The following is a 12,318-nucleotide window of genomic DNA, read 5'->3' on the forward strand; positions in this document are numbered from 1 at the left end:
CATCTTTTCCTCCGTTTACGTTTGGAAACAGGTCATTGATTTTGTCATCCCCGGATTTTGGTGATGAGCCATATTTTTTTAGTTTATCTGACTAATAATAATAAAAAGTTCTTATTTAATAATTTACGTTTAATAATTGTCAGCTTTTTCACACCGATTTATGATGGGCTCTTCTCACTTCAATGATTTTCGAACCTGAAAACAGTAGTAAGGCTGCCCAAATAATACTAAATGCTAATAACTCTATTTGACTAAACGGTTCTTTATAAAGCACGATCCCTAAAACTAACACAATCGTCGGTGATACGTATTGAATAAAGCCTAATAAATAGAGTGGAATATTTTGTGCACCTTTCGCAAATAAAATTAATGGCACTGCCGTCACTATACCGCTCACAATCATGAGGATGTCTGTTTGCACATCAACATGTAAAAATGAGGCTTGATTCGTTGTAAAAAGGTAAATATAGTAGCCTAATGCAAACGGTAAAATAAATAACGTTTCAATGGCTAAACCTCTTGTCGCATCAAGCTTAATTTTCTTTTTCAGAACACCGTAAATGGCGAAGGATAAAGCAATAAGAAGCGCTACCCATGGGATTGACCCATAATTAATTGTTAAAATAATTACAGCGATAAAGGCAATTCCGGTAGCTGCCCATTGCGCACGACTAAGGGTTTCTTTAAAGAAAATAACCCCGAAAATAACTGACAGTAAAGGATTAATATAATAACCTAAGCTCGTTTCAATTAAGTGGTTATGGGTAACTGCCCAAATATATAAATACCAGTTCATCGAAATAACAAATGAAGCTCCAGCAAGCTGCCAAAAATGCTTTTGGTGTGACCACAAATATTTTAAGTCTGCGAGAAGATCCTTACGCATTCCAAATACTATTACTGCTAGTACTGTAAAGACAAAGGACCAAATGACGCGCGATAATAAAATTTCCATACTCGGCACATGTTCAAGCAACTTCCAATAAAGCGGAAATGCACCCCAAAAAGCATAGGCTAAAAATGCCGCCAAAACCCCTTTTTTCTCATTTGACATTACCTCTAACTCTCCTACTCCGTAATCTATACGACTTTGCGTATTCTTACCATTTAAAGAATAGACTAATTATAGGGCTTTGATTGGAAAGTGTAAATGCCAAATTTTAATAAATTGATAGTAATGAATGTTACTCTTTATGTTCAGATTCAAGCTCAGAAATATATTTACGCACCATACTATAGCTAATATCAGGATTAATTTGACGTTTAATGCGAATGTGAATTTCTTTTATACCAACACCCTGCTCTCGCATATCGCGAATCATAGATTTTAACGGATCTGACAGTGATTCCTTAGATAAAGCAGTATGTTTACTTAATTCAATTAATAGCTCTGTATTTTGTCGGCGAATCTCCTTCAGCTCTTCTACAACACAATTGTATTCCATGAGCTTTTTTTGCAAGACCGCAATTTGCTGTTTCATTTTTTGCATATCATCCACAAGTTGTACGTTTTGTTTCTTTAACTCTTTTCGCTCCTGCTCCAAAACATGATGCTTTTCATCTAAATCTTTGTGTAAAGCATTATAAAGCTCTTCTATATGTGTCAATTCATGATAGCGATTTTGCGATAACAGATTAAGTGGTTCTGTCATATTAATAGCAAGTGTCCCATCTTTTAATGTTTCACACGATAATGGAGTTGGATTTATTTTGTTCATCGACTTTTCTTCACTCCATTACTAATTAGTTCGTGTAATGGTATAACTTTGTTTAACATTTTTCCGCTTCCTTCACATTTGTAAAATAATCTCATTGGTCTAATTATCATATTAATTTCTTTTTTGTCAATAAAAAAAAGCTTCTTGCAAAAAGAGATGCAAGAAGCTCCACGATTACATTTTTTTCAGTTTTTCGTATTCAAGCTGCAGACGTTCAATACGTTTACGGCCTTCCTCGCGATTTTTAGCTGTTTCTGCTTGTATTTGCTTCGTTTCTTGAATACCAGACATAATTGTTTGCCATGTCGTTTCAATTGTTTCAATTTTAATGCTTGGGCTACCTGCCGCACGCGCGATATTAACACTATTTTTACTAATATTTTCTGCATTTCGTACAAGCATTTCATTCGTACGACGGTCGAGTTCAACCATGGAATCAGAAATAAGCTTTTGACGTTTTAACGTTACTGCATGAATAAGCCCTTGCTTGAATATAGGAATTGTCGTCACAAACGCAGAGTTAATTTTAGCAATTAAATGGTTATTTCCTTGCTGCATTAATCGAATTTGTGGGGCAGACTGGAATGAAACTTGTTGCGCCATTTCTAAATCATAACGACGTTGTTCTAGTAAATCAACGGCACGTAGCATTGTTTCATATTCCATTGCCGCTATTTGATCACCAGTTTGAGCTTTTTGTTCAAGTGCTGGTAATGATGAACGTACTTCATCTGTTTTCACTTCAATTGCCGCAATAAATTTACTTAAAGTTTGGAAGTAGTTTAAGTTTTGATCATATAAATTTTCAAGATCAATTGTATTACGTTTCATTTCACCTTCGTATTTTTGAACCTCACGGAAAATGACATCAACTTCCTTGTTCATGCTGTCATATTTGGATAGAAACTTTTCTAATTGTTCCTTTCCTTTACTGAATAATTTAGTAAGGAAGCCACCTTTTTTATCCTCCGCGAAATCTTGAGGATCAAATTTATCCATAATTCTATTTAAATTATTTAATAATACACTTGATTCCTCAAGCTTACTTGTTTTCATCGTTGCTAGCATTTTATCTGAAAAAGTAGAAATACCATTCGCAGTTTCTTTTCCAAGCTCTAGCATAGCAATTTGGTCTTTCACATCAATTTTCTGTGCTAATGCATGGACCTCAGGATCTTGCTTTAACGCAAGTTGATTTTGAGCAATTTGTGAAAGCTCTTGCTCAGAAACAAGTACTGGTTTTTTTGGCTCTTGCTCCACCTGTAATAATGGATTAGGCTGTAATAATGGATTTTCTGATGCGAATGGATCTTTTGATTTTAATAGGTCGTTGTCGAATTCAGACATAAAAATTTTACCCCCTGCGATTTATCTCTTTTATTTACATACGATTTCAAGCTGAAAAAGTTTCATTTTAGTCAAGCCTTACAAAATAAGAGTCACACCATATATTATGTGTATCGATTAACCATTTTTTATCCACTAAAATTTCATTAGAAGACATTGATTTCTGCTGCGGGCACTAGGCTTTTGCACAGAAAACATCCGCTCCATGCAGGGTCTCGTCTGTCTCGCTGTCCCGCGGGAGTCGAATAGCCCTTCGCTACAATCAAATAAAAATAGGCATACACTAGCAAAATATCAACAAAAAATTTCTTTTGTTCGTCAATAGTAAACTTTTTATTTTCCTATTCAAAACGCATGTTAATACTAAGAACTCTCATGATGCTCTAAATGAAAGCTATATTGAGCTGAGTTAGCTATATCAATAAAAAACTTGATATTCAATTGCAAAACGTTTATTTGGTTGTGTTTTAGGAATGTTTCAAGCTCTAATTTAGATAATATAGCAGCATCACTCCTAAAATAAATTATAGCTCGTTTTAATAGGAAATTCGAATGATTCTGCGAAATACTTTACATTACTTTCTAATATTGGCATGCTTAAACTAAGAAATCAACCAAATTATGTTTATCAAAATTTAATAAAACTCAAAGAATATTTATTTAATAAGTGTGTATGAGCAGAATAGACTGAATACATATAAATTAGAAATCTGTTCTATTACTCATTTAAGGTGATAAAAATTCAAATTATCAGAAAGGAAGTTACTGAATGACTATTTGGGCGTGGATTGGGCTACTAGGAATCGTGATGTTTTCACTCTTGTCTTTACTTAAAAAAGAGAACAGGACAAAGGAAGAAATTAGAAAGACGATCGTAACTGGATTGATTGTACTAGGAATCATCGTTGCTGTGCTATTTTTTAATGCTAATTATATACTTGCATTGATTGCGGGCTTCATTGCAATGATTGTCTTCGATAAAAAAACATATACGAAGAAACGAATAATAATTTATGGATCATTTATTCTCGTTGTTGGAATTGCGAGCTACTTCTTTTTCAGGGATAATCCTGATTATGTTCTGAACCATTTGAAGGACTACCCACAGACCACTTCTCTTTACATCGCGGAAAATGGTGAGGAATTAATCACTTATCAATCAGATATGGTCAGACCACTAGCAAGCACAGTAAAGATGCTAATTGCTGTCGAATACGCGATGCAAATTAATGAAGGTATAATAACTAAAGACAGTCCTGTGCCGTTAGACGATTTAAAGCGTTATTACATTAAAAATACAGACGGTAACGCACATGAAAATTGGCTGAAAACAATGCGCAGTGAAGGTAAAGTTAAAAACAATGAAGTAACATTGCATGATGTTGCAAAAGGTATGATTACCTACAGCTCTAATGCCAATACAGATTTTCTCATTGATTTACTAGGCATAACGAACATTAATGAGAGAGCACAATCTCTAAAACTGACACAGCATGAGGAGGTCTATCCGATTGTTAGCGCGCTGCTAATCCCTGAACAGATAGAGAACGAAACGTTGAGTGAGAAACAGTTAATTAAAAAGCTTAGAGAGATGCCGATAGCAACATATCGTTCTAAAGCGGAAGAATTAAGTGAACAAATGAAGATTGGAACGATTAAAGCTGAAGATATATCATTTGATATGTCTATGGATCTGCAAAAAGTATGGTCGGATCGTTTAATAGGTGCTTCAGCAAATGACTATGGGAAGTTATTAGCGATCATTTCGAATGACAAACTTCCAGAAGGAGCTGCTAATACTATAAGAGATTTACTAGAATGGCCGATGCAATATAACGAGCAGAATCATGAACGTTTTGTCCATCTAGGAGCAAAAGGTGGTTCGACTGCATTTGTGCTTAACGACGCAATTTATACAGAAGATCACAATGGCAATAAAATCGAAATGGTAATTTTAACAGATGACTTGAACTTCTGGCAGGGACTACTAATCAGAAAAAATATGAATTCATTCGAATCCAAATTATTAGGAAGTAAAGACTACCGTCTGAAAATCCAGAAAAAGCTTTCCGAATCCTAATTCCACCAAAAACATTCGTCGCTAATCACGATTTTTCACAAATTATTTGCACTCAATTAACGGACCTTCCTTTATATCATTCAATTACATTATAAAAAAAACCGAATAGGGCACTTTTCTGTAAGTGTCCACTATTCGGTGTGTAGTTCAAATATATGTTACTTCTTTAAAATTGAACGTTCCTTTTTCTTCATCGAATGTAGCTGCTTTTCTCATCATGTTGTCACTTTTAGCACGGTTTTAATTTTCTTAATAACGCCACCTGAACTATAAGTTAGAACACTGCGTTTATAGAATGAAATACTGAATAAATAAGCAACAATAATTGTCGCTATTAAAATACCTAGCGATATAAGTGGTACCATTACTCCTATATCAGTAGCCCCGATACGCATCGGCATGATCATTCCTGAAGTAAATGGAATATAAGAGAATACCTTAATGAAAATTGTATCTGGATTGCCAATCCCTGAGATCATAACATAGAAACCTATTAATGTAATCATCATGGCTGGCATTAATACTTGACCTGCTTCTTCAACTTTAGACACTAAAGAACCGAATAACGCCCCAACAATTAAATAAAGAATAATTGTTAATAGCAAAAATAGAATTGCATAGATCACGTAACTTATCGATAATTCTTTAACAATGCTTGCTGCCAAATCCCACATAAAGCCGTCCTTCGCAAATTTTGCATAGCTTAGGAAAACAACTGCAATAATACCCATCTGTGTTAATGCGAGCAATAGTACACCAGCAATTTTTGCTTTAAAGTGGGTAGCTGGCTTTACACTTACTAGTAGCATTTCCATTGCACGTGAACCTTTTTCAGATGCAATTTCCGTTGTAATCATAGATAGGAATGTAGAAATAAAGAAATAGATTAAAATACCAACTGCATACGATACCCATAATCCTGATTGTTTTTCTTCTTCGCTTTTACCGTCAGCAGATGCTTTATTTAAGTTTTTATTTGAAATAACCGTTTTTGCACCAATAATTTGAGCAGCTTGGTCTGATGTTAGTGATAACTGTTGTACGGTATAATTTTGACCTGCAAGTTGCAGTATCGAATTTAACGAAGCTTGATCATTTAATTTCAACGGCGTGAAAGTGGCAATTTCAGCATTTAGCTGACCATTTTGATCTGTTATTTTAATGATTGCATCTAGCTTTTCGTCCTTGACCTTTTTCTCTAGCGCCGGTATATTTGATTCATTTTGTATAAATTTCATATCGCCATTTGATACAAAGAGACCGCTTAAATCAGCTGTTGTTTCATTAACAATTGCAATTTGTTGTGCATGATCGCTGCCTGTAAAAAGCTCTTTAATATCCGACCAAAAAATTGCGACAGACATCCCCAGTATGTAAATGCATGTCATTACAACAAAGGATCTTGATTTTAATTTTGATTTGTAAAGCTGTTTCACTAATAAATTAAACTTCGACAATATTGCCACCTACCTTATCCTTAAAGATCTCATCTAACGATAAATAATCTAAACTAAATTTTTCAATATATTTACCATTCGAAAGCTGTTCGAAAATGCTTTGTGCAAAACTCTCATCCTCCAGAATGAGCACTGTTTGTTCTTTCTCTTCTCGAACATCCTTGACACCTTCTAGTGCCAATAATTGAGTTGTCGACCATTCTGTACGTACTGCTAATCTTGTTTTTCCGTATTGTTTCTTTAAATCTAATAGACTACCTGAGAATAACGAGACTCCTCGTTTTAATAGACAAAGATGATCGCATAGTTCCTCTACGTTATCCATTTGGTGACTGGAGAACAAAATCGTCGTACCCTGTTCTTTTAAAAGCAATATGGCATCCTTTAGTAAATCTTTATTCACGGGATCAAGTCCACTAAATGGTTCGTCTAGAATTAAGAACTGTGGTTTATGAATAAAGCTAGCAATCAATTGTACTTTTTGCTGATTTCCTTTTGATAAAGTTTCAGCCTTATCTTTCCGTCTATCTTCGAGTTCAAATCGGCTAATCCAAAAGTCAATGTCCTTCTTTAACTGCGACTTCTTCATGCCACGTAGCTCACCAAAAAAGTAAAGCTGATCCTCTACTTTCATCGTCGGAAAAATACCTCGCTCCTCTGGTAAATAGCCAAGTATATCACGGTTGATGGCATTAACGGGTTTACCATCCCATGTAATCGTGCCAGCCGTTGTCTCCTGTAAATCTAAAATCATTCGGAACGTCGTTGTTTTACCGGCTCCATTTTGACCAATCAGCCCAAAAATCTCCCCTTTTTTAATAGTGAAATTTAAGTTATCGACCGCTGTGAAATCTTTGTATTTCTTTGTGACACGCTCTAATTGTAATGCCATATTTTTTCCTCCTTAGCCTTCAAATATATGTAATTCTCGTTGCAGTCCTTTTTTACGTTTTTCAACCTTTAAAATCTGCAAACACATAATCATTACGACTACAAAATTAAAGAACGATACTCCTGTGTTTAAGAATCTTTCTGTTGATTCACCAAGTCCAATATAAAGATTAATAAATCCAATTAATAGATTAAGAAATGTTACTGCTATAAATAGACGGCTTATTGATTTTAAATACTTTATTTTTGTAGAACTATCTGAAAATAATTCAAATGGGCCTTCTGATTTCTTTTTGCGGTAATAAGCCCATACTCCAAATTTTGAAACAAACTCAATATGCATCGTTTCTAAAAAATCAAAGTAGTCCTGGTTTTTACCTTTAACTAGTTCATTGCGATAAATATATTGACCAGGTTCCCCTTTTTCAAAAATAAAGTATCCCACCATCGTACGCTTTAGATGCCAACCTTGTTCCGCCATATCATTAACCCATGCTTCTTCCTTTTCATAATCAAGAAAAAAACGATACACCCTTTTTTTCATAAAGTGCCACCTCCATTCTTTTAATCTTATAAAACTGATGCGAACTCCTGGTTAAATATGCACCTTAGGTTTTATAACTACGCATTTAAAATAATCGATTTTTCTCATTTCCCGGAAAATATTTTTGAAGTAAATATGAAATCCCATACTATTGAAGCTTTCTTATTGGCATTAAATACTATAAGCATAGTAGTTTATGCAACTATATTCAGCCATGCCTTCTCCTATACTAATCTGTAAACAGATCCAAATCCTTCTTCAATTTATTGCGCACACGTATAAGTTTTAATAATGGAATAGAAAATAACACGACTACAAGAATATTAGTGATATTCATTGATAATTTAATCCAGTCTATTGCCTGTTCTGAAAAAATCCCACTTAGACCAATTACACCTATAATCAAATTTAGAAGGATGAGTGATAGTAGCAGGGAAATTTTTTGAGAAAGCTTACTAATTTTATTTTTCTTATCAGAGTAAAGTTCAAAAGGTCCATCATTTGCTGGCTTTCTAAAGAATACAAAATTGCCAGAACGATCTACCTGTTCAATTCCTGAGGACTTTAGAAATTCTAAGTATTCATCTTCATATGAGGCACCATATCGCTCCAATTCATCATGCCGATAAATATAGCTACCTGGTTCTCCTCGTTCGAACGTAAAACGTATCCAAGTGAACTTTTTTAAATGCCAACCTTGGCTTGCCATATCGTTAACCCAATTCTCAATATCATATGGGTTAACGACAAATCGATATTTATCCATTTGTTCCATCCTCCTTCGTTATACGGATGCCATTGTCAAAAAGTTCCCTTAATCTCAAAATTTCGTATTTAATTACTGTTTTTCCACTATCTGTAATGACGTATTCCTTCTTTCGTCCATCACCATCTAGCGCCTCAATCCATCCTCGCTCGAGTAATGTTTTGATTGCTCCATATATCGTCCCCGCTCCAAGCCGAACGCGACCATTGCTCATTTCCTCTACTAATTGCATGATACCGTAACCATGCCTTGCATCAAATAAAGCTAATAAAATATAATAAACGCCTTCTGTTAATGGCGGATGTTCTTGAGTCATATAATTCCCCCCCTTTTATATCGTCAAACAATATATCGTCCAACGATACATCTAAAATATATCAGCAGACGATATAGTTGTCAATGCTGTTTTTTCCATAAAAAGTTACTAAAGCTTTTCATATACGCAGTGTGGCACTATGTTGTTATTTTGATTCATCCTGAGCGATTTTCCTGGCTACCCGAGCAGTTCTGTGGCTTACCTGAGCGATTTTTCTAGCTACCCGAGCAGTCTTCTTGTTCTCAAACGTTATTTGATTTCCAATGTCTGTTAATATTTTTATTGCATTAGGAATTCCTCTATGCTAGCATGTAAGTAATTACTTGCATGGGAGGAAGATTTCTATTGTCAACAAAAAGCACCGCAGAACGAATCATAGATGCAGCTTTACAACTCATTAGTGCGAAGGGCTATACTGCTGCAACAACTAAAGCAATTGCTGATTTAGCAGGGGTCAATGAAGTAACAATTTTTCGGCATTTCGGTAACAAGCGTGGTATTTTGAAAGCCGTTATTGAGAAATTTTCCTATCTCCCTCTTTTACAGGAAGAAATCAATAAAAATGTTACATGGGATTTAGAAACGGATTTACTAAATTTCTCTGTAAAGCATTTTAACTTTTTAATGTCTATTAAAGATTTTGTAATGATTGGCTTTAAAGAAGGGATGCAATTTCCTGAAATTAATGAAGAGATTGCTAATACCCCACTTCATATTAAAAATGAGTTAATTCATTATTTGCAGGAAATGCATGAAAGAGGAAAAGTTAGAGAGATTGATTTTGAAGCAGCTGCTCTTTCTCTTATTGCTATTAATGTTGGCCATTTTATTTCAAGGGCTCGTTTAGGAACAATCGTTTCTGATATACCTACTGAAATATTGTTAAAAACAAGTATTTCAATTTTTTCTAGGGGATTGACTCCCTAGAAAAAATTTTTCCTATCAATGCAAGTAAGTACTTACTTATATAGGAGGTCTATTTATGAAAGGTTTACAAGCTTTATTTAAAATTCGAGAAACTTATATTGGCATTGTCATTACAATTGCATTTCAGGTAATTTTCTTTTTCGTATGGATGACTGCCTATGATGGTGTCAATGACAGAACCGGAAATTTAAAGATTGGACTAATTAGCGAAGATACTGAGATGGGTCAACAAGTAGTAAATGAAATAAAAGGAAAACTACCTTTTACAATAAAAAATTACACCTCTTTAGACAAAGCTGAGCAAGAATTAAATCAACGTGATATCCATATGATGATTCATATTCCAAGCGACTTTACGAGTCAATTACAAGCCGGTAAAGAGGCTGAAATTATTTACTCTATCAATCAAGCAAATGCAAGTATCGCAAAAAATATGATGGATGGCGTGGCCAAGCAAGTAACTGAGGAAATTAACCACAATTTGTATCCTTTACAACAAGGTAAGACCATTGAGGCATTTTCTCAAAAGTTCTCACAGCTTCCAATAGCGCAAAATACAGCACAACTAATTAATGAAGCCGTTGCTACAACAATTATGAGTGTAAAGGATCATACGATAGGTTCTACTATTATTAAAACGAATAATGTTGAAGAGTTTGCAATGAATTTTGTGCCATTGATGGTTATTATTTCGTCGTTCGTTGGTGCAATGGTCATGATTATGCAGCATCAGCAGGCTGCACAACTTGTGCAAGATACAATTTCGAAATGGCAATTGTTCCTAGCAAGACAGCTCATTAATATCGGTGTATCCTTCACCATTCCGCTATTAACTATTGGCTTAATGCATCTATTTAATATTTCAAGTCAAGTAAACTTTTTAACAGTATATCTTTTTCAAGCATTAATGTTTTGGGCTTTCCTCTGCTTGGCACAAGCCTTTATTATCATTTTTGGTAACTTAGGTATGATTTTTAATATTTGCGCTCTTTCGATTCAGCTTGTTACTTCAGGTGCTCTTGTTCCACAAGCCATGCTATCTGATTTTTACAATAAATTAGCGTTACTTCTTCCAGCTACTTACGGAGCAGACGGCTATTACACAATTATTTTTGGTGGAAGCACTGATAATATAATAAGTAATTGTGGCTCGTTAGGAATTATCATAGCTGTAACACTGGGCATTTCTGCGACGGTCGTTGCTTTAAAAAAATCAAAAGCAAAGAGTGAAAGTGAGCAAATAGTCACTTCCACTCTTCAATAAAATTGTCAAAAAAGCGATGTACTAATGTGAGTTAGTACATCGCTTTTAAAGTTTAATCACAAAACTGTGAAGAATGACCAACATCCTGTTGCCCCGAGACCATGCAGCGCAGCGGATGTTTTCTGTGCGAAAGCGTAGTGCTAACGTAGCGACAGCAAATGTTTTAACTGTGCGAAAGCGAAGCGTCAGCGACAATGTTTTAACTGTGCGAAAGCGAAGCGTCAGCGACAAAGCGTTCAGTCGGAATGGAAATCAACCCCTCGTTTTGCCGAAGAGTCTTTCATTACTTTTCACCAATTCGCAAAATAGCAGCAAGCTGTTTATTCAAGGTACTTACGCTATCCTCAAAATCTTGACGATACCATTGAATAATTAGGCCGATAATTGCGTTTGCTTGATACGCACTATAATACTCAATGGATATTTCATCATGTATTTTATGATGAATTGTGATATCCCTTTTTAGCAGAGAGAAAATTCCATCAAATAACATGTAATAGTAGGTCAGCGGCACATTTTTTGAAAAAACAATGCGATAGAATATTTTGAAGCGCTCAATATGATGAAAAATACGAATTGTCTTTGGATCTATTTGGTTTTTATCCAATGTTGTGACTGCACGATATGGTTCCTCATAGGAATTATGCAAATCCTCCATAATTTCCTGAAAGTATTCCTCAAATAGCCCTTCCTTTTGCTCATAGTGTAAGTAAAAGGTACCTCTGTTCACCTTAGCCACCCTACAAATTTCTGCAATTGTAATGTTTTCTAAAGGTTTCTCACTTAATAAAGTTAGTAAAGCATTATGTAATGCTTGCTTCGTTTTGACAACTCTTAAATCGTTAGCGCTCATATTTTTTATCCCCTTACTAAACAGATTTTTTCATATGTGTTGATTACTGAACAGTTCTGAGTTTTTTGCGTATTGAAATCGCTTACAAAGCCATTATATTATTTTTATGAACATATGTTCAATATCTAAGAATCGCTAGGATATTAGGAGGTTTT

The 12,318-nt window shown here is 34.7% G+C and carries 12 protein-coding genes; 3 read left to right on the forward strand and 9 right to left on the reverse strand.

Translation table 11 applies throughout. The features are described from left to right. Positions 1 to 148 precede the first annotated feature (148 nt). From rarD to AMS59_RS03260, 3 genes are all read right to left on the reverse strand, one after another. Positions 149 to 1,054, reverse strand: a complete 906-nt coding sequence (gene rarD / locus AMS59_RS03250; RefSeq protein WP_053482322.1) for an EamA family transporter RarD — start codon at positions 1,052 to 1,054, stop codon at positions 149 to 151. A 130-nt stretch (positions 1,055 to 1,184) separates the two neighbouring features. Continuing rightward, positions 1,185 to 1,718: a hypothetical protein gene (locus tag AMS59_RS03255; RefSeq protein WP_053482323.1), complete on the reverse strand. Its 534-nt coding sequence runs from the start codon at positions 1,716 to 1,718 to the stop codon at positions 1,185 to 1,187. A gap of 174 nt (positions 1,719 to 1,892) precedes the next feature. Then, the gene (locus AMS59_RS03260; protein WP_053482324.1) at positions 1,893 to 3,065 is read right to left on the reverse strand and encodes a toxic anion resistance protein; all 1,173 of its coding nucleotides are present in this window, start codon (positions 3,063 to 3,065) and stop codon (positions 1,893 to 1,895) included. Between the two features lie 769 nt (positions 3,066 to 3,834). Here AMS59_RS03260 and AMS59_RS03265 point away from each other — a divergent pair. Beyond that, entirely contained in the window at positions 3,835 to 5,145 is a 1,311-nt protein-coding gene (locus AMS59_RS03265; protein ID WP_053482325.1) for a serine hydrolase, read from the forward strand. Between the two features lie 215 nt (positions 5,146 to 5,360). Here AMS59_RS03265 and AMS59_RS03270 read toward each other — a convergent pair whose 3' ends face one another. The 5 genes from AMS59_RS03270 to AMS59_RS03290 form a co-directional block, all read right to left on the reverse strand. Beyond that, positions 5,361 to 6,611: an ABC transporter permease gene (locus tag AMS59_RS03270; RefSeq protein ID WP_234007667.1), complete on the reverse strand. Its 1,251-nt coding sequence runs from the start codon at positions 6,609 to 6,611 to the stop codon at positions 5,361 to 5,363. After that, positions 6,589 to 7,494, reverse strand: a complete 906-nt coding sequence (locus AMS59_RS03275) for an ABC transporter ATP-binding protein (RefSeq protein ID WP_053482327.1) — start codon at positions 7,492 to 7,494, stop codon at positions 6,589 to 6,591. Before AMS59_RS03275 ends, AMS59_RS03270 begins: the two co-directional genes overlap by 23 nt. A gap of 12 nt (positions 7,495 to 7,506) precedes the next feature. Then, positions 7,507 to 8,037, reverse strand: a complete 531-nt coding sequence (locus AMS59_RS03280) for a DUF2812 domain-containing protein (protein ID WP_053482328.1) — start codon at positions 8,035 to 8,037, stop codon at positions 7,507 to 7,509. A gap of 229 nt (positions 8,038 to 8,266) precedes the next feature. Continuing rightward, entirely contained in the window at positions 8,267 to 8,803 is a 537-nt protein-coding gene (locus AMS59_RS03285) for a DUF2812 domain-containing protein (protein ID WP_053482329.1), read from the reverse strand. Further along, positions 8,796 to 9,119: a PadR family transcriptional regulator gene (locus AMS59_RS03290; protein ID WP_053482330.1), complete on the reverse strand. Its 324-nt coding sequence runs from the start codon at positions 9,117 to 9,119 to the stop codon at positions 8,796 to 8,798. Before AMS59_RS03290 ends, AMS59_RS03285 begins: the two co-directional genes overlap by 8 nt. 345 nt (positions 9,120 to 9,464) lie before the next feature. Between AMS59_RS03290 and AMS59_RS03295 the strand changes: the two genes are divergently transcribed. After that, a complete protein-coding gene (locus tag AMS59_RS03295) occupies positions 9,465 to 10,046 on the forward strand; it encodes a TetR/AcrR family transcriptional regulator (protein WP_053482331.1) in 582 nt (193 codons plus the stop codon). A gap of 55 nt (positions 10,047 to 10,101) precedes the next feature. Continuing rightward, positions 10,102 to 11,310: a YhgE/Pip domain-containing protein gene (locus tag AMS59_RS03300; protein WP_053482332.1), complete on the forward strand. Its 1,209-nt coding sequence runs from the start codon at positions 10,102 to 10,104 to the stop codon at positions 11,308 to 11,310. Between the two features lie 283 nt (positions 11,311 to 11,593). On the opposite strand, the gene AMS59_RS03305 is transcribed toward AMS59_RS03300, so the two are convergent. Continuing rightward, positions 11,594 to 12,163 (reverse strand): TetR/AcrR family transcriptional regulator, encoded by a 570-nt coding sequence (locus AMS59_RS03305; protein WP_053482333.1) that lies wholly within the window; start codon positions 12,161 to 12,163, stop codon positions 11,594 to 11,596. Between the last annotated feature and the right edge of the window lie 155 nt (positions 12,164 to 12,318).

Source organism: Lysinibacillus sp. FJAT-14745 (genome assembly GCF_001275675.1).
GTDB lineage: Bacteria > Bacillota > Bacilli > Bacillales_A > Planococcaceae > Lysinibacillus.

Coding starts and splice junctions, on each gene's coding strand:
- AMS59_RS03285 (WP_053482329.1), bottom strand. CDS start 8,803: ATGGATAAATATCGATTTGTCGTTAACCCATATGATATTGAGAATTGG.
- AMS59_RS03265 (WP_053482325.1), top strand. CDS start 3,835: ATGACTATTTGGGCGTGGATTGGGCTACTAGGAATCGTGATGTTTTCA.
- AMS59_RS03290 (WP_053482330.1), bottom strand. CDS start 9,119: ATGACTCAAGAACATCCGCCATTAACAGAAGGCGTTTATTATATTTTA.
- AMS59_RS03255 (WP_053482323.1), bottom strand. CDS start 1,718: ATGAACAAAATAAATCCAACTCCATTATCGTGTGAAACATTAAAAGAT.
- AMS59_RS03300 (WP_053482332.1), top strand. CDS start 10,102: ATGAAAGGTTTACAAGCTTTATTTAAAATTCGAGAAACTTATATTGGC.
- AMS59_RS03280 (WP_053482328.1), bottom strand. CDS start 8,037: ATGAAAAAAAGGGTGTATCGTTTTTTTCTTGATTATGAAAAGGAAGAA.
- AMS59_RS03275 (WP_053482327.1), bottom strand. CDS start 7,494: ATGGCATTACAATTAGAGCGTGTCACAAAGAAATACAAAGATTTCACA.
- AMS59_RS03305 (WP_053482333.1), bottom strand. CDS start 12,163: ATGAGCGCTAACGATTTAAGAGTTGTCAAAACGAAGCAAGCATTACAT.
- rarD (WP_053482322.1), bottom strand. CDS start 1,054: ATGTCAAATGAGAAAAAAGGGGTTTTGGCGGCATTTTTAGCCTATGCT.
- AMS59_RS03260 (WP_053482324.1), bottom strand. CDS start 3,065: ATGTCTGAATTCGACAACGACCTATTAAAATCAAAAGATCCATTCGCA.